Annotated in this window: 16 protein-coding genes; 11 read left to right on the top strand and 5 right to left on the bottom strand. The window is 41.2% G+C overall.

Translation table 11 applies throughout. From position 1 onward, the window contains the following. Window positions 1–7 precede the first annotated feature (7 nt). From VK664_RS25450 to VK664_RS25440, 3 genes are read left to right on the top strand one after another with little or no spacing between them, the layout of a single operon-like run. A complete protein-coding gene (locus tag VK664_RS25450) occupies window positions 8–1,060 on the top strand; it encodes an AIR synthase family protein (RefSeq protein WP_461401536.1) in 1,053 nt (350 codons plus the stop codon). Further along, entirely contained in the window at window positions 1,057–1,701 is a 645-nt protein-coding gene (locus VK664_RS25445) for a thiamine phosphate synthase (RefSeq protein WP_461401535.1), read from the top strand. The genes VK664_RS25450 and VK664_RS25445 overlap by 4 nt, the downstream gene beginning before the upstream one ends. A gap of 4 nt (window positions 1,702–1,705) precedes the next feature. Beyond that, on the top strand, window positions 1,706–1,936 hold the full coding sequence (locus VK664_RS25440; protein ID WP_461401534.1) for a Trm112 family protein: 231 nt from the start codon (window positions 1,706–1,708) through the stop codon (window positions 1,934–1,936). Window positions 1,937–1,974: 38 nt separating this feature from the next. Here VK664_RS25440 and VK664_RS25435 read toward each other — a convergent pair whose 3' ends face one another. Continuing rightward, window positions 1,975–2,331, bottom strand: coding sequence for a VOC family protein (locus tag VK664_RS25435; protein WP_461401533.1), 357 nt, complete (start codon window positions 2,329–2,331; stop codon window positions 1,975–1,977). A 326-nt stretch (window positions 2,332–2,657) separates the two neighbouring features. Here VK664_RS25435 and VK664_RS25430 point away from each other — a divergent pair, with 326 nt between their 5' ends. Then, complete coding sequence (locus VK664_RS25430; RefSeq protein ID WP_461401532.1) at window positions 2,658–4,370, top strand: tetratricopeptide repeat protein; 1,713 nt, start codon at window positions 2,658–2,660, stop codon at window positions 4,368–4,370. 74 nt (window positions 4,371–4,444) lie between these two features. Here the strand turns inward: VK664_RS25430 and VK664_RS25425 are convergent, their stop codons facing one another. Continuing rightward, window positions 4,445–6,013: a CRTAC1 family protein gene (locus tag VK664_RS25425; protein WP_461401531.1), complete on the bottom strand. Its 1,569-nt coding sequence runs from the start codon at window positions 6,011–6,013 to the stop codon at window positions 4,445–4,447. Window positions 6,014–6,205: 192 nt separating this feature from the next. Beyond that, window positions 6,206–6,706 carry a hypothetical protein gene (locus VK664_RS25420; RefSeq protein WP_461401530.1) on the bottom strand — a complete coding sequence of 167 codons (501 nt, stop codon included), beginning with the start codon at window positions 6,704–6,706 and terminating at the stop codon, window positions 6,206–6,208. A gap of 214 nt (window positions 6,707–6,920) precedes the next feature. On the opposite strand from VK664_RS25420, the gene VK664_RS25415 reads away from it, so the two are divergent. Beyond that, window positions 6,921–8,024: a DUF2911 domain-containing protein gene (locus VK664_RS25415; protein ID WP_461401529.1), complete on the top strand. Its 1,104-nt coding sequence runs from the start codon at window positions 6,921–6,923 to the stop codon at window positions 8,022–8,024. Between the two features lie 121 nt (window positions 8,025–8,145). Here VK664_RS25415 and VK664_RS25410 read toward each other — a convergent pair whose 3' ends face one another. Both VK664_RS25410 and VK664_RS25405 read right to left on the bottom strand, forming a co-directional pair. Then, window positions 8,146–8,709 carry a PhnA domain-containing protein gene (locus tag VK664_RS25410; protein ID WP_461401528.1) on the bottom strand — a complete coding sequence of 188 codons (564 nt, stop codon included), beginning with the start codon at window positions 8,707–8,709 and terminating at the stop codon, window positions 8,146–8,148. Between the two features lie 207 nt (window positions 8,710–8,916). Then, entirely contained in the window at window positions 8,917–9,072 is a 156-nt protein-coding gene (locus tag VK664_RS25405) for a hypothetical protein (RefSeq protein ID WP_461401527.1), read from the bottom strand. A 212-nt stretch (window positions 9,073–9,284) separates the two neighbouring features. Here VK664_RS25405 and VK664_RS25400 point away from each other — a divergent pair, with 212 nt between their 5' ends. The 6 genes from VK664_RS25400 to VK664_RS25375 all read left to right on the top strand — a co-directional run bounded on the left by VK664_RS25400 (window position 9,285) and on the right by VK664_RS25375 (window position 17,349). Beyond that, window positions 9,285–10,730 carry a hypothetical protein gene (locus VK664_RS25400; RefSeq protein WP_461401526.1) on the top strand — a complete coding sequence of 482 codons (1,446 nt, stop codon included), beginning with the start codon at window positions 9,285–9,287 and terminating at the stop codon, window positions 10,728–10,730. 605 nt (window positions 10,731–11,335) lie between these two features. Beyond that, window positions 11,336–11,599, top strand: a complete 264-nt coding sequence (locus tag VK664_RS25395) for a hypothetical protein (RefSeq protein WP_461401525.1) — start codon at window positions 11,336–11,338, stop codon at window positions 11,597–11,599. Between the two features lie 425 nt (window positions 11,600–12,024). Beyond that, window positions 12,025–12,684 carry a DUF1579 domain-containing protein gene (locus VK664_RS25390; RefSeq protein WP_461401524.1) on the top strand — a complete coding sequence of 220 codons (660 nt, stop codon included), beginning with the start codon at window positions 12,025–12,027 and terminating at the stop codon, window positions 12,682–12,684. A gap of 240 nt (window positions 12,685–12,924) precedes the next feature. Then, window positions 12,925–13,161, top strand: coding sequence for a YtxH domain-containing protein (locus tag VK664_RS25385; RefSeq protein WP_461401523.1), 237 nt, complete (start codon window positions 12,925–12,927; stop codon window positions 13,159–13,161). A 227-nt stretch (window positions 13,162–13,388) separates the two neighbouring features. Next, entirely contained in the window at window positions 13,389–15,749 is a 2,361-nt protein-coding gene (locus VK664_RS25380) for an outer membrane beta-barrel protein (RefSeq protein ID WP_461401522.1), read from the top strand. Between the two features lie 412 nt (window positions 15,750–16,161). After that, entirely contained in the window at window positions 16,162–17,349 is a 1,188-nt protein-coding gene (locus VK664_RS25375; RefSeq protein ID WP_461401521.1) for an ankyrin repeat domain-containing protein, read from the top strand. Window positions 17,350–17,505 lie beyond the last annotated feature (156 nt).

Here is a 17,505-nt window from a genome sequence, read left to right as displayed (position 1 = left end):
CTGCGCTATGTTTTTGTCGGGTAAAATTGAAAACGAGGCTTTTGAAGAAGTTATTCTAAAACACTGTGGCTTTCAGCGAAATGAAGTGTCTACCGGGCCAGGCTTTGGTATAGATGTATCGGTTATTGATCTGCCCGGACAAATGGCGATGGCGCTGACCAGTGACCCGTTATCGTTAATTCCTTCCCTGGGCTTGCAGGAATCGGCCTGGTTATCGGTTCACCTGATGGCCAATGATATGGCAACTACCGGCTTTGCGCCTATGTATGTTCAGATGGTATTGAATCTGCCAGTTAGTCTAAGTAAACATGATTTTAAAATTTACTGGCATTTTGTACACAAATACTGCCACGAAGCGGGTATTTCGATAACAGGCGGACATACAGGTGGCATTGAAGGACAGCGATCTACTATTGCAGGAGGTGGAACCATGTTGCTTACAGCGCCAAAAGAAAAGATCAGGATAAGTAAAAATGCGCAAGCAGGTAACGTCATAATTCTAACCAAGGAATGTGGAATATCATCAGCTGCCATACTTGCTATGAGTTTCCCCGAAACAGTGAAAAATAAACTGGGTAAAGAAATTTATGATGAAGGTTGCAGACTCTTTTATCAAACATCCTCATTAAAGGACGGATTAGTTGCGGCTGATAATAACAGCAATTTTACAGAAGTTACCGCTATGCATGATGTCACCGAAGGCGGTGTACTGGGAGCCGTATATGAAATGGCAATAGCGTCGGGAAACGGAGTTTGGGTTGACAATAACAATTTGCCTGCCGGTAGTACGACACAGAAAATTTGTAATCTGTTTGAACTTGACCACCGCTTTTGTATTGGGGCAGGCGCCATGATCATTGCTGCAGAAAAAGAAAAGGCACAAAATGTTTTACAGCGTTTACAACAAAATAATATCAGCGCCACAGTAATAGGTGAGTTTAAAGAAAAACAATTTGGCTATAAGCTGATTGAGGATTTAGTTAAAAAGCCAATGCCTTATTTCAGTAAGGATCCGTACTGGGACGCATTTTTTTTAGCATGTAACAAAGGTCTGAAATGAAAAATTCAAGAAAGCCGGAAGGCGGGGTATACCTGGTAATAGATCCTTCAATACAGAAAGACCTTCTTGTCACGAGACTGGAGGCAGCATTACAAGGCGGTATCAGTGCAGTTCAGATATGGAACCGCTGGAGCGTTACGTCTGGTAAATCTGAAATAATTACAACGATCTGCAGCCTTTGCAAACCGTATTACGTACCGGCATTCATCAATGAAGATTATTTATTGTTGCAGACACATCCTGCACTTGATGGAATTCATTTCGACAAAATACCGCATGATTATCCAGCTATTAAAAGATTGGTAGGTAGAAGCTTTAGCGCCGGCATAACCTGTGGTAACGATTTCAACATAATCGATTGGGCCATGAGAAATGAACTGGATTATGTCTCGTTTTGCTCTATGTTTCCTTCATCTTCTGCCGGTAGCTGTGAAATTGTAACACCATCTATAATTCAAAAAACGAAGCAGCTTACAGATATGACGGTTTATATTTCCGGAGGAATCACACCTGAAAATATCCAATTGCTTAAACAGACTATTTCTTTTGATGGGGTGGCCGTTATTGGTGGAATATTAAAAAGTAATGATCCACTGCTCGCAACACGGGCATATTTAAAAGCCTTAAGTGAAAAAATATAGAAATATGAAGCAAAAAACAATTGAAAAACTTTGCTGCCCTTTTGATAAACATGATTTATCATTAGAGATATTCATAAAAGATCTGGAGGGCGATATTCTGAAAGGAATTTTACATTGCGCCGGCTGCAATCGTTTCTATCCCATAGTACATGGCATACCCATTATGACACCAGATGAATACCGCGAATTTCAACTGGAAAAAAAGCTGATTGAAAACAATGACGATTATAAATGATGGTAATAAATGACGGTTATATTTACTTCACTTTGCAGTTACCTGCGTTCGTGTAAACTTAAACGGTTACCATCCGGATCCTTCAATGCTGCGAACTGTCCCCACGGAGTTGTATCAATCGGGCCAGCTACTATACCCTTTGCAGCCAGTGCTGCAATTTCTCCTTTGATATCATCGGTTTGAATGACCAGGCCATCAATGCATCCCGGGGGCATGTTTTTGAACCAGGTAACCAATGTAATAGAAACTGCACTATCCGGAAATCCGAGTTGTATCCATTGTTTGCCTTCTTCAAATGGAGCTTCGACCATTAATTCAAATCCAAGGTTGAGGTAAAATTCTTTCGCCCGCGCCTGATCGGTAACCGGAATGGAAATGATTTCAATTGCTTTCATATCTCATAATTATTTTTAAAGGTCATATGGAACGCCCAAGGGAATTTCACTATGTGTCAAAAGACTGTAAATGGGCGTTTCATATGTGCATAATTTATTTTAAAGGTCATATAGAATGCTCCGCCGGGGATCCACAACGAGTTCGGAAAATAGCAAGACTACTCATTTAGTCTGAAATACGGTTGCGGTGCAATTTAACATCCAGAAGTTAGTCAAAATTTCACTAATACACCAGCAAATTTCTTACATTCGGCAAGACAGATTAGTTGCAACCTCAAGCCGATCCTGCAGGCTTTTATAAATAGTTTAAAACATAACCAACATTTATGAAAGGAATATTACCATGGGTCTATTCTTTTTTTTGCTGCCTTCTCTTTTTGATTTTTGCCGCCTGCAAGGAAAAAAATGAACAGCCTTCAACCGAGGCTATTACCGCTCTCAATCTCAAACGCGGTGAATTGATTGCCTGTGGTAGCCCGGACAAACAATTTGGTACAGTAGGTTTTGTGTCTTCCTGTTCACCCGAAGTAAAAAAAGACTTTGAACTTGGTGTAGCCCTTTTGCATTCTTTTGAATACGATGAATCAGAAAAGGTCTTTGCCAGGATTATCGACCAGCAACCTGACTGCGCAATGGCCTATTGGGGCGTGGCTATGTCTAACTACCATACTTTATGGGCTCCGCCTACTGAAGCTGAGCTCAAAAAGGGCAGCAAAGCAATTGGGATGGCAGCCACCATTTCTGCAAAAACAAAAAGAGAGGAGGATTATATCAATGCAGTGTCGACCTTCTATAATGGTTGGGAAAAAATTGATCATCCAACACGGTTTGCCAGGTTTGAAAAGGCAATGGAAAAATTATACAGTGCGCATCCTGATGATAAGGAAGCTGCTATATTTTATGCCTTAATACTAACGGCAGCCGCTGATCCAACCGATAAATCTTTCACAAAACAAAAAAAGGCAGCGGCTATGCTTAAAGAGTTGTATGTTATTCAACCTGATCATCCGGGCATCATACATTATATCATTCATAGCTACGATTATCCCCAGCTCGCGGAACTCGCCCTGCCGGAAGCCCGTAAATATGCTGCTATTGCGCCCTCATCGGCGCATGCCCAACATATGCCTTCTCATATTTTCACACGTCTCGGTTTATGGGACGAAGATATAAAATCAAATCTCGCAGCATCCGCATCGGCTAAATGTTATGCTGAAACCTCCGGCATTCAGGGCCACTGGGACGAAGAGCTACATACACTTGACTACCTCGTCTATGCCTACCTTCAGCAAGGTGATAATAAGTCTGCTATGCAGCAGTGGGAGTACCTGAAATCCATCGATAAGGTATCACCGGTAAATTTTAAGGTGGCATATGCATTTGCGGCTATCCCTTCCCGTTATGTGCTTGAAAACCGGTTGTGGAAAGAAGCCACTAATCTTGAATTGCATCCTGCAGATCTTGAATGGGAAAAATATCCCTGGCAAAAGTCTATATACCATTTCGCGAGGGCGCTTGGCTTCGCCAATACAGCCAATCCTGATTCAGCGAGAGCAGAACTGAAAAAGATGGGTATTTTACGCGACAAACTTCTTGAACAAAAAGATGTGTATAAGGCCAACCAGGTTCATATCCAGATGAAATCAGCAGAAGCATGGACAGCACTTAAAACCGGTAAAAGAGAAGAAGCACTGAGATTGATGACTGAAGCCGCTGACATGGAAGACAAAACTCAGAAGCATGCAGTAACCCCGGGTGAAGTGTTGCCTGCAAGAGAACTATTGGGAGATCTGCTAATGGAATTGAATGAACCCCAGAAAGCGCTGGTTGCTTATGAGGCGAGTTTAGTGGAACATCCAGGGCGCTTCAATGGACTTTATTCCTCCGGGCGGGCAGCTGAGCTATCAAACCAGGTTGCTAAAAGAGATAAATATTTCCGGCAGTTACTAAAAATCTCTGAACCCGTTAATTCAGACAGGGCTGAACTCGCCGATGTAAGACTGGCATTAAAACATGAATCAACTTTGCACAAACAATAGCATTAGTATCAACAACGAAAATAAAAACTGTTGACCAGTGTATTTATACCGGCCTTTATATTTATGCTGGTTTATTACTGGTTTTCCTGCAAGATTATCTTTTGATTTGTTTTTACATTTTTTTGAACAAGCTTTCCTGCTCCGTTCGGTAGTATAACTTCTATATCAACTGAATTTATCTTTCCGATACCAAAATGGGCAATCGCAGTTTGCCCCGAGGCATATCCGTATCCAACGCTGATATCCTGGCAGCCCAATAATGCGCTTGCCTGGCCTGTTTTTCCTGCCTGGTAAACTTTGATCTTTGACCCTATACCCATCCTGTTAACCTTTTTTGTGCCCTTGACCTGAACCTTTAACCAATTACCGCTTATTGTTTCATTGTGCAGTAAAATAGACGGGAGTTCAGGCCACCAGCTTGGCAGGAACATATCTAATCTTCCATCATTATCATAATCCCCTGTAGGTCCGGCCGCGGAGTATATAATCTTTTTTTCTTTCAATACTTTCGCAAAAAATACTCCTGTCTGACCCTTGAGGGCTTTATCTTCTGCTGTCGGAAAATCATTGACCGCCATAATTTCTTCTCTGAACCGGGGTAATCCGTTCACCTGTCCTGTTTGTCGGAATATGAGTGGATAAACTTTGCCATCCTTAAATTTCACGACACTTGTGTATATATCCGGCAAACCATCATTGTCAAAATCCTGGATCTCCACATGAGGTGCCTTTAATGGAATGGGGTTAAGGCCAACTGATTTTGTTACTTCTTCAAATGAAAGTCTACCATCTTTCGACAGTTTGTTTATAAAAAGCCTGAGGGGTTGCGGGTTGACCCAGGGCTCTTCAAAATGCGGACCCATTACAATGTCCATTAAGCCATCCCTGTTAACATCTCCAAAGCTAACACCACAAACCATATTGTCGCCCCCGGAACCTGGCCATTCAAACAATTTCCTTGTGCCGGGAGCTTCATAAAAATGACCTTTTTTATCATTTATAAAAAGCAGGTTTCCGCCATTATTTGCAGCAATAAACAGATCCGGCCAACTGTCATTATTCAGATCAGATGAAGCAACACCATATCCTGGTATACCTGCAGGTATACCTGCAGAGACCGTAACGTCTTCAAACTGTAATTTACCTTTGTTCCTGAACAGGCGCGAGCTCCGGGTAGCTGATCCATTGTAACCCGTTAGCGGATCTTCACCGGAAAGGATGTCAGGAAGTCCATCCCCGTTATAATCCAGGATGGTGACACTTCTGCCTCCGAAAGCCTGAGGGCATGCTTCATTATCTGCGGATATATTCTTAAAGATTCCCTGTCCCTTGTTTTCGAACAAGGTATTGCCTTTAACTTTTTTGTCTTGCTGTGGCATAGATCCCATATAAATATCCAGATCGCCATCATTGTCAAGGTCTGCAAATACAATCCCGGTTGTACGACCTGAAAGATTCAATGATGTTTGTTGATCCCTGCTGAATTTGCCATTCTTGTTTCGAAACAGCATATTGCGCTTACCATCCTTATCAAAAGTTCCAACATAAAGATCTATCCAACCATCACCCTCTGCATCTCCCCAGGCAGCTCCATGTCCATAAATACCTGCTAAGGCCGGTAACAAACCTGCGCTTTGTGTCACATTTTTAAAGATAAACGGGTAATTATTTGTTTGAGAGAGAGCTGAGGTCAATAATTGGGCATAGAATATTATTACAGAGATGATTGTTTTTGCACAATAATCTTTTCCTGCTGCAGATATTAAATACATAGTGTATACACCTCCTTAGTTAATATTCAATAAGATTTAATATTCGATAACATTATTGTCCGACTAAAGTCGGGTCATAGATATAGGCCGGCTGCTGAACGCAAAATCACGAGGTATGGACTGCGACTTACTTGTTAGTTTTGAAAACCCGATAATGGCCGATGTGATCAGAATCAACGAACCCAGTACCAGCCACCGTTGTTTCCCGGTTATATAATTTTTAGGGGTTAAGGGTACTTCCGTGTTAAGTTCTTCCCTCAGAGACAAAATGTCTGCGACAGGTTTCGCTCTTATTTGTTGTTTGTACACGTGCCAGTTTTCATAACTAAGAAAAGTTGCCAGCGCATTTAATGTAGAAAGTGTTGGAGCGGAGTCGTATTTCACTCTACCCCAAATGCGCTTTAAGGTACTGACGCTAAGAGACACGCCAGTCTCAGTAGCAATCATTTCACTGAGCCGCCCGAAGTCTTGCGTTGCCCAATTTGCACAGCTGCCCCAGCCAATTTTCTGTTCAATCAGGTGCAGACAAGTAGAGATCTCTTCATTTTCAGTTTGTGATGTCAAGGTTGTGAATCAAAGGTTTATATACGTGAACAAAGTTGAACAAAACTTGGATGGAATTGAACTGGCTTACTAATGTGAGTTCCTGAATCTTTGATCTATACTTTAACTACACTAAAGAATTACACTAAAGTACAAATCATAATCGAGAGTTAATTCATACCTGACAATGTTAACTTCCTCGCATTTTATAACCTGATAAATATTTTCAAAATCCATGCGAATATTATTTTTTATTATCCTGATCACTGCTTTTGATCCGCTTACTTACGGCCAAATAACGCTTCCGTCCGATCGTAATAAGAAGGCTTCTGTTTCCGAATATGTAGGTATCACCCTTGTTAAAGTTGAATACTCGAGGCCGTTGGTGGACGGGCGTGAAGGCAAAATCTGGGGCGGCGTAGTTCATAACGGCTTTGCTGACCTGCATTATGGTACCAGCAAATCGTCCCCATGGCGGGCGGGCGCTAATGAAAACACTACCATTGAGTTTAGCGCTGAGGTTGCAGTTGAAGGTAAAGCGATTCCTGCTGGAAAGTATGGATTTTTTGTGGCAATGGGGCCGGACCGTGCAACGCTTGTTTTTTCCAGATTCAATACTGCCTGGGGAAGTTTTTATTATGACGCAAAGGATGACGCCTTACGTGTTGAAGTCACGGTTGAAAAGGGATCTGCCAATGTTGAAAGGCTCAAGTATGAATTTAATGGACCAACTGACAGCTCTGTGATACTTTCGTTAAACTGGGAAAAAGTTAAGATTCCTTTCAGAATATCTGTCGACCTGCACCAACGCCAGATCGAAGCCTTTCGAAGGGAGTTTAACTCCGGAATGTTCTATCGATACTGGCAAAATATGCATACAGCAGCGAATTATTGTCTTGTAAACAACATAAACCTTGATGAAGCGCTGATCTGGGCTGACCGTTCTGTTAACACTTTTTTTGGAGAAGCGAATTTTCTGACCTTATCGACCTATGCAGAATTATTGAAAAAATTTAATCGTGTTGCTGAAGCGGATTCGCTGATGAAAAAAGCTATCCCGATGGGTACCGCGCTGCAACTGGTTATGTATGGAATTAGTTTGAACATGATGCAGTTGCACCAGGAAGCTTTCAACATTTTCAAAATCAGTCATGATAAGAACCCTAATGCCGACTATTCAAACCTCGGAATGGTTATGGGTTATTATTTTCTAGGTAAGAAAAAAGAAGCAATCAGTGCTGCCGAGAATGGCAGGCGGGTTACCACTGATCCCCGATGGAAGACCCAGTTCGAGTCTTTCATTGCAGACTTGAATTCAGGGAAAGAAATGTTTAAATAATCATTAATATAACCTGAAAGTTTTTCTTATCGCTTTCCAGGAATGGCGGAAAGATCAGCCCAACTCTGTTAATCAATAGAAGCCGTCAATCGGATTCACATCAACTGAGTTTTGGAAAGGGCTATGACTTCCGGACGAATTTGGTAAGTATAACGATTGTCTGCTCGTTGATTTTTCCTTCTATCTGATCGGTGTTATCCGGAACCAATCGTATTTTTCTTACTATGGTTCCCTTTGGTGCCATAAAGTTGGCGCCCTTTACATTCAGCCCTTGGGTTAACACAATGGTGTCGCCATTGCTGAGTTCCGCCCCATTGCTATCCTTATGCACTTCGCTGACATGGAAAGCATTCATAGCCCAATTAATTACTTTCTCATCCAGTTCTACCGAAGTCAATATTTCATTCGCCCATTCCTGGTCATCATACTGTTTGAGAATGCGGTAGCTAAGGGCCTGTACACTAGGTTCTACATTCCAGATACTGCCACCAAGGACTTGCCAGTGAGCAGCAGCTTCTTTGCTAGCTAATGCTTCAACACAGGTATTGCACAAAGCAACTTCATTTTCGATTGCGTCATTGTTCTTTGGACTTACAGCATAGGCCATTTCCGCGGTTTCTGTCGTGCAGAGTTCACATAGTCCATTGCTTCTCTCGTTGAGTTTAACCGTTATTGAATTGCTCATTTCGCAAAGATATTTTTTTAACAGGTCCTTTCCTCAATCTGTTCAAAGTATTGCACCACATTTTGTTCCGTGTTGAGACGCAAAATTACATCGGAACCAGATAGCTGATGACGCAACATTTGATAAACCTTGATAGAATTTTTCAACGCCACTAGCAATGATTGTCTGTCATAATCGGGAATAGGCGCAATTAGTTCCTGCAGATCTTCACCCACCTGTTGAGTTTCCACTTTCCGCGCTTCTTTTGGAAGGTTGTTGTTTTTTTGCTCCGTGCCAATGCTTGATGCCGGTAAGAACGTTCAATACTTCTCCCTCCTGTAATATGCGTAAAGGTTTGCCTTCGGCACGTCGTATACGCTGCAATTGGTTTTTTCGTCTGCTGCCACCAGCAGTATTTTATAACCCGACTTTAGTCGGACAATAATGATTCAATAAGATTAAAATTCCGATATGATATAAACTTCCATATGATTAAATCTGGTGTCATTTATTCATCGATCGGATCAATAAAATTAATAATCGTAAGTTTAATCGCCGGATAAATAAATATTGAGCTTTTTATATCCGAAATGAGTATGAAATACATCAATCTGAAAGTATTAATTATTTATTGTTTTTTAACGGGATCCGTTTCTGCGCAAACGGCAGGTGATGCACAACAACAACCGAAGGAATCCGCAGAGCAACAATATCTCAGAAGTAAAAAAGATAGTCGCTATTCGCTTGACTGGCCGCCCCGATTACCTGGAGGAAACGCAGTAGTGACTGACAAATCTGCCAAGTTTTTAATTAAACCCGCAAATCTAAAACTCGCTGAAGGAGTTGTTATCGGCAAAACAGAGCCGGAGATCGATTTCCTTTATCTCCCGGGGCAGATATTCCCCGGCAAACTATGGTCAGTTTGGGGTGATGGCTCAGCTTACGGAACAAAATATTATACAAGTATAGGTGATCATGATGCTCCGCGGGGAGAAGGACATGTCTATGAATACGATTCAAAAACCAGGAAAATACGGTTGTTGATGAACGTTAGGAAGTTCCTTGAAGAACCGGGCCGCATGCCTCCGGGCATGGATTACATTCCAGGCAAAATACATGGCAGGGTAGACAGGGGTTCAGATGGATGGATATATTTCTCAACACATAGAGGATCGACAAATGATAATACTACCGATGCCCGTGGTTTTAAAGGTGATAATATTTACAGGGTCGATCCGGTTAGCGGCAAAAAAGAAATCGTGGTTTCATATCCTATGGCTAAACACACCATACCAGCCAGTGTTCTGGATCCACAGCGTATGATATTTTATGGGGGAACCAATCCGGGCAATGATGCAAAGGATAAAGGAATATGGTTTATAGCTTACGATGTTAAGAATAAAAAAATGTTGAAAAAAGCTCCAAATGGTTTTGACCGTTATGCCATCTGGTCCGCAAGCTCAGGTTGTGTTTATTGGAAACCGTTGGCAGAAACAAAGACTGGAGATTTGAAACAGGGAAAAAGTGGTTATAAATATGATCCCAGGACAAATACCATCAGCAGCGTGGCAGAGGTTCCGGTAGTTCGTGCTTGTACAGGAGAAACAAAAGCTGGAATTGTTTATGGATTTACACAGGATAACGGTGATCTGTGGGCATTTGATACAAAGAAAGAAAAACTGACAACTATCGGACCGGCTATGGTTGGGGCTCATAACTATGTTACTTCGGTAGATCTTGATCCGGTTACTGAAAGATATATTTATTATGTACCAGGCGCACATGGTGGTGCCGAGATTGATGGAACACCAGTTATTCAGTATGATCTAAAAACAAAAAAACGAAAGATCATTGCATTTATAAGTAGTTTCTATAAAGAGAAGTATCAATATACGCCAGATGGAACTTTTAGTTCTGCCATAAGTCCCGACGGTAGTATTTTGTACATCACCTGGAATGGCATGCGTGTATCAAACACCAAAGGTTGGAACACCGCCTCGATGACAGCCATCCATATACCCCAGTCAGAAAGATTACCTTAGTCTTAATACATGAAGAGTTTTTAAAACTTGAAGACGAAAATCAATAACATCGAGAAATCAAAATGTCATCAAGAAATCAAAATAACAGCAGAAAATAAAAATAACATCATAATAAAACTCCCGTTCATGAAAAGTTTGAATACTTTAAAATTGATTGTGCGGTACCAGGTATCCGGAACTATCTTGGTTTTGGTGGACATGGGCTCCTCGTATTTGATATTTTAAACAATCACCGGTTTGTTAAACGCATCAAAACACAAGGACTGGATAAAAATGGTATTCCCTCAAACGTTAAGGGGGTTGCCGTAAGTTTAAGCCTCAACAGCATTTTTATCAGTACTTTGGATAAAGTACAACGCATCGATTTAAATACTGAAAAAATAGTCTGGGAAAAAAGCTATCAAGGTGGTACTGATAGGATGTCTATTTCTCCAGATGGAAAAACTATGTACCTGCCTTCTCTCTAAAAAACTTTCTGGAATGTTGTTGACTGCGAATCCGGAGACATTATCGCACCTAAAATTGAAGTTGTTGGCCGCGCACATAACACGCTTTACGGACCATCGGGAACACAGGTTTATCTTGCTGATATAGCTTCGCCTTTATTGCATGTTGCTGATAACAAAAGCCACAAGGTTGTAAAAAAAGTAGGTCCATTTGGAAATGGTATACGTCCATTCACGATTAATAGTGATGAATCACTTGTTTTCGTTACGGTAGACAGTTTACTCGGATTTGAAGTCGGTGATCTTAAAACCGGGAAAAAATTAGCAAGGATTGTAGTGGAGGGATGGAACACCGGTCCGGTAAGAAGACATGGCAATCCAAGTCATGGTATCGGGCTGACCGCGGATGAAAAAGAACTTTAGGTCTGCGATGGCTTCAATATGAGGCTCCATATTTTTAACGCTTTTCCGCCGTATCAGCAATTAACTACCATACCGTTGCAGGACATGCCAGGATGAGTCACATTTAGTCTCGACGGAAAATATGCATATCCATCAAGCGGAGAAGTGATAGAGGTAAAGACGAGGAAAATCATTTGTACGCTGCAGGACGAGTTTAATAACAATGTCGCAAGCGAAAAAATGCTTGAAGTTCAAATTAAAGGTGGAAAAGCCATCAGAATTGCTGATCAGTTTGGAATAGGCCGGGCCCGGAATACTGTGTTCAACACAACCGCAAGTAATTGATTTTCTGAAGGGTCGGAAATTGCTGCTAAATTGTCCAAATAACAGTTTGGTGGTGAAGCTTGTATGTTCAGTAAAAATTTTACATTTGGTAAAATTTTTATATGAAAAAGTTAGCATTCGTCATTTTAATGGCATCTGTTGTTGCTGTCAGCTGTACCGATGAGAAAGCAGCTGATCCTATAAGTACCGCACCAGCAGACAGTGCAAGTACTTCCAAAGCCAAAACCGAAGTTGCCTGGATACCGGTCGATTCAGCAACTGAGATGAAAGCCTGGATGGAATATGCAACTCCGGGTGAAGCTCACAAGACTCTTGCGAAAACAACAGGTACCTGGATAGGTGAAAATACCACCTGGATGGGGAATGGCGCTCCTCCAACCATGAGCAAGTCCACCATGGTGAATAAAATGATTATGGATGGCCGATACCAGCTTTCCACTTTCAAAGGTGATATGATGGGTATGCCCTTCGAAGGAATGTCCATTGCAGGTTATGACAATCACCAGAAAAAATACTTCAGCACCTGGATTGATAATATGGGAACAGGCTTCCTGAAAATGGAAGGTGAGCTGGATGGAACTTCTAAAAAAATAAACTACACCGGCAAAATGATAAACCCGGCAAATGGCCTTGAGTGTGAAATGAGGGAAGTATATACTATGATTGACGATAACAATGGCCTTATGGAATTGTATGGCCCCGATTCCAAAACCGGGAAGGAATATAAGACGATGGAAATCAAACTGACAAGGAAAAAGTAAATCCAGAACCCGTTTATTGGGTAATTGCAGATTCAGCTTAAGAGGTAACATCAACTGCAAATTGATAACCATTCAGGTTTATCATATCGTTATGTTTCAATGTTTCCCCATGCAATCTTTAATTTCCACATATGAGGACTGGTTTATAGCCAAAATAAAGGAGTTTAGCTGAGCATAATATTTATTGTTTAAGTATCAACTTTAACTCTAAAAATTAACTTTAACTCTAAAAAAAAATTTATGGCAAAGTTTCTTACTGGCATCCTGGCCGGAATTGCAATCGGTCTGATGATAGCACCAGATAAAGGTTCAAAAACCAGGCAGAAAATTACAGATGCTTTGAACGACTTGCTGGGAGAAGCTAAAAACCAGATGAATTCATCGGGTGACCAGTTCAAAGATCAGTTTAACGGCCCGGACAATACATACAACCGCGATCCGGAGCCACCTGTGGCTAAAATTAGCACCGACTTTTAATTAGTTGTGAGTGGTGAGTTGTGAGTTGTGAGTGGTGAGTGGTGAGTTTGAAATACTTCAACTCCACACTCACTCATAACTCAACTCACCACTCACCACTCACCACTGAATTTCGATCCGTCTTTCGTCAAGGAAATAGCGCCGGATGTCTAATTTTCTTCGTCTTTTTTATACTACGGGATAGATTTGATCATTCCATATGGAACACTCCATATGGAAAATGATCAATGAAACCTGTATTTATTATATTATTACTCTTTACCTGTTTATCAGTGGCGGGTCAAAGCATCAGCGGAAAGTTGGTGGATTCTCTTAGTCGCCAGCCAGCAGCTTCAGCTACCATTACTCTATATTCAAGCGACTCTTTATTAAAACAAACAGTGATATCCGACAGCCTCGGTATTTATCATTTTAAAAATATTCAAACCGGCACTTATATACTCAGCTACACAATGGTCGGGTATAGTTCAAAATCATTTCCACTTATAGTTAAAGATACCGGATCAATTCTTGTGGACGATGTTCTTCTCGCGATCGATCGTAATCTGCTACAGGCAGTAACGGTGACTGGAAAAAGACCGGTTCTGGAAAATAAGAACGATGGCATCATTTATAATGCAATTAATGATATAGCGATGGCAGGCGCCAGTGCTGCTGACCTGCTTAAACGAATTCCTGTACTTAATGTTGACCAGAACGGAAATGTGAGCATAACAGGAAAAATGAGTTTACGGGTTTTTATCGATAACAAACCATCGGATATATATGGGAGCTCAGTTGCGGATGCTCTTAAGCAAATCCCCGCAGAAGAAATAGAAAAGGTAGAAGTGATCACCAGCCCTTCTGCAAAATATGAAGCGGAGGGTGCGGATGCAGTAATTCTTATCACCACAAAAAAGAGCCGGCTTAACGGAAAAAATGGAAACCTGAGAACATTGATCAAAACATTTAACAGGGAATTATCGGCTGGTTTGAAAGTGCGGAAGAACAGTATTTCATATGGACTCGACGGTGGATTTTACAGTAACTATTTCAAATTCAAAGAAGAGGCGGTGAGAGAAGACCTGGATGCGCTTAGTCCAACTACTTTGGTCCAGGATACACGCCGCCGCAATGAATACTGGTCATATTACCTGGGATTTAATCTTACAAAAATGCTGGATTCACTAAAATCTTTTTCGGTTGGCTATAGGTTCAGGGATGGTAAGTTTAATAATAAAACCTCAACCTATAATGACTTCGCAGTTAAGGGCGTGTCATATTCTCAGTATTCAAGAGATATCGATCTTAACAGTAGTAATACCGGGCATAGTATAAATTCGGGGTACACTGCCAAGTCTGCGAATAAAAAAAATGAATTGAATCTGCTGGGATATTTCTTTACCTATAAAGGCACAGAAGACTATGACCTTAACCAGACAAGAAATGCACTGATTGACTACAACGAGATTAGTAGGGGATGGATGGACAACCGGGAGCTGTCAATACAGGCTGATGATATTTATAAATTTAGCGATAAAACTAAGATAGAGACAGGCGCAAGGGCAGTTTTTCGCTATTTCGGCTCGGCGAATAATCTTGATGTTTACAGTTTTTCCGATGATGACTATAGAAGAGATGAATTAAGATCCAATGATTTTAGCTACCACCGCGCTATCTATGCAGCTTATCTTAATTATAGTTTTACGGTTAAGAAATGGGAAATCAGGGCTGGTGGCCGTTTTGAGCTGACAACTTTGAATGCTGATTTTAAAGACAAGTCTTTAGCTATTCCTGGCTACAATAATTTTATTCCGGATTTTCTTATTAACAGGAAAATTGGTGAGCGCAATTCCATAAGGCTTAGTTACAAAAAAAACATTCTGAGACCTTATCTATATCAGCTTAACCCCAATGTCAATTACACAGATTCATTAAATATCAGCTATGGGAATCCTGACCTTGTTCCAGCTATTCAGCATGGTTTTCAATTGGTTCATAGTTTTACAAAACAGCCATGGTTCTGGAGCAATACTTTGTTTCTGAACAGCACCAGGAATAATGTTGAAAGTATCAGGTTAATCAGACCGGGCGGAATCATGGAAACTACTTATCAGAATATTGGAAAATATATGGATCTGGGGATAATGACAAGTTTAGCGTTAAACCGGCAGACTGGATTTGGTTTCAACATTTCAGGGAATCTGCGATACGTGAAGCTGAGCAGCGAGGCATTGCAACAATCTTCCGAGGGTTTTACCTATGGTACCAATATTAATATTTCTTACCGCTTCAATAGCAGCTTTGGAATAGAGGGTAATGCACGCCTGAACTCAAGAACTATTTACCTGCAAGGCTATGAAACAAGGTGGAAACAGCATGGTATTTCCATCAATAAAAAATTCTTCCGTGACAAACTAAACATTACAGCAGGTTCAGACGATTTTTTTGTAAAGTATCAAAAAGTCAAATCCGTGACAAAGTCAGGCACCCTTGTGCAGTCCTCATCTTCCCGTTATCCGTCAAGAATATTCAGGATCGGCGTCACTTACTCATTTGGAAAAAAAGATTTAGTTGTACATCAGGCAAGATCCGCAGAAGAATTATGAATTATGAGTGATGAGTTATGAGTGAAGTGGTGAGTGGTGAGTTGTGAGTGGTGAGTTGTGAGTGAATTGGTTTAAATTTCACTCATTAACTCACAACAAACCAGTCGTGAATACAAAGGTTTAATGTTTCAAAAGAGAGAGATATATTCTGGATTAGAAAATAAATTTAAGTGACGATACCGTGGTACCGACTGAACTGTACAAATGTCACCAACATTTCTTAAATTTGAAATAAGAGGTGCTTTACATTTCACAATTTCTTGTTTCATTTCATAATTCATAACCCATAATTCATAATTTTCTTAAAGTTTCTACCTGGCATGGCAATCTGGATGAAGCGGAAAGGCTTCTTTCAGCTGACCCCGTTTTGGCCAATGCAAATATTTTTACAGCGGCTGTTACGGGTAATATTATGGCAGTTCAAAAGTTTCTTGCCGATGACCCTGAAAATGCGAAAGCCATTGCTGAACCCTATGGTGGTACCGCTCTGGTTTATCTTTGCTTATCGAAATATCTTCGTTTACAAAATCAACTTAGTGACAATTTTCTCGGGGCAGCATCTGCACTGCTTGAAGCAGGGGCCGATGCCAATGCCGGGTTTTTGACTAAGGGTGAATTTCCGGAATTTGAATCAGCCTTATACGGAGCAGCTGGAGTGGCTCACCATGCAAAACTCACAAAGCTGTTGTTGACATATGGTGCAGACCCAAATGATGGTGAAGTGGTTTATCATTCAGCTGAAACGCATGACCCGGAGTTACTCAAAGTGCTGGTCGAAAGTGGAAAGCTGACCAAGGAAAGCCTTTCACTTATGCTTATCCGAAAACACGACTGGCACGACACGGCAGGAGTAAAATATTTGCTGGAACACGGAGCCGACCCCAACTTATCCTGGGGTAAAGGTGTATATGCTATACATCATGCACTATCGAGAAGTAATGCTTTACATGCTATCAGGTTGTTATTGGAATATGGGGCTGATACCAGCGTTTCCAGTGCAGGACAAAACGCTGTCGTTCATGCAGCAAGGGAGGGCCGCAGCGATGTATTGGCTTTATTCCGTGAGAAAGGGATTAACACTGAAACCGAAGGAGTTGATAAACTTATTGCTGCCTGTGCAGCAGGAGACCAACATGCAGTAGAAGTTATTATCACCAGTTTTCCTGAGTATTTGGAAGAAATAAAAACTATAGGTGGTGAACTTCTATCAAGATTTACGCTGAATGGAAATGCACCGGGTGTTAAGCAATTACTTGATATTGGTATTGATGAGAATACTCCTTATCTGCATGGCGATGGATATTTTGATATACCTCAAGGCAGTCTTGCAATACATGTAGCGGCCTGGCTGGGCCGGCCTTATATGGTAAAACTTTTAATTGAGCATGGTGCTCACATTGATATCCCTGACGGAAATGGACAAACCCCGCTTGCTCTTGCGGTTCGTGCCTGCATAAATTCATACTGGACCGAGAGACGATCTCCCGACTCTGTCGCAGCACTCATCAAAGCCGGAGCTTCAGTTAAGAACATTATTTTTCCTACGGGCTACGATGAAGTGGATGAATTATTGAAAAAAGAAGGTTTGAATGAGTTATGAATTATGAGTTATGAATCAATGTCGTTTAGTTAAGCCCTAAAGCTGTTTATATTCCATAGATGGTGGTTTCTTCTGTTTATGCTTTCGTTTAAACTTTCGTCCCGGTCTCACTATCTCGCATGTCCTTAATAATACATCATCCATCGCCGCAAGAGC

This window comes from Flavitalea sp. (assembly GCF_035489435.1).
In the GTDB taxonomy this organism is placed as follows: domain Bacteria; phylum Bacteroidota; class Bacteroidia; order Chitinophagales; family Chitinophagaceae; genus DATHKG01.
Note: the sequence above shows the minus strand (reverse complement) of the source record. Positions and strands in the feature narration are given on the sequence as shown.

Bases quoted from the DNA above. Each gene is read 5' to 3' on its own strand.
- VK664_RS25440 (WP_461401534.1), top strand. From the start codon at position 1,706: ATGAAGCAAAAAACAATTGAAAAACTTTGCTGCCCTTTTGATAAACAT.
- VK664_RS25410 (WP_461401528.1), bottom strand. From the start codon at position 8,709: ATGAGCAATTCAATAACGGTTAAACTCAACGAGAGAAGCAATGGACTA.
- VK664_RS25415 (WP_461401529.1), top strand. From the start codon at position 6,921: ATGCGAATATTATTTTTTATTATCCTGATCACTGCTTTTGATCCGCTT.
- VK664_RS25435 (WP_461401533.1), bottom strand. From the start codon at position 2,331: ATGAAAGCAATTGAAATCATTTCCATTCCGGTTACCGATCAGGCGCGG.
- VK664_RS25400 (WP_461401526.1), top strand. From the start codon at position 9,285: ATGAAATACATCAATCTGAAAGTATTAATTATTTATTGTTTTTTAACG.
- VK664_RS25445 (WP_461401535.1), top strand. From the start codon at position 1,057: ATGAAAAATTCAAGAAAGCCGGAAGGCGGGGTATACCTGGTAATAGAT.
- VK664_RS25385 (WP_461401523.1), top strand. From the start codon at position 12,925: ATGGCAAAGTTTCTTACTGGCATCCTGGCCGGAATTGCAATCGGTCTG.
- VK664_RS25390 (WP_461401524.1), top strand. From the start codon at position 12,025: ATGAAAAAGTTAGCATTCGTCATTTTAATGGCATCTGTTGTTGCTGTC.
- VK664_RS25430 (WP_461401532.1), top strand. From the start codon at position 2,658: ATGAAAGGAATATTACCATGGGTCTATTCTTTTTTTTGCTGCCTTCTC.
- VK664_RS25375 (WP_461401521.1), top strand. From the start codon at position 16,162: ATGGCAGTTCAAAAGTTTCTTGCCGATGACCCTGAAAATGCGAAAGCC.
- VK664_RS25450 (WP_461401536.1), top strand. From the start codon at position 8: ATGTTTTTGTCGGGTAAAATTGAAAACGAGGCTTTTGAAGAAGTTATT.
- VK664_RS25380 (WP_461401522.1), top strand. From the start codon at position 13,389: ATGAAACCTGTATTTATTATATTATTACTCTTTACCTGTTTATCAGTG.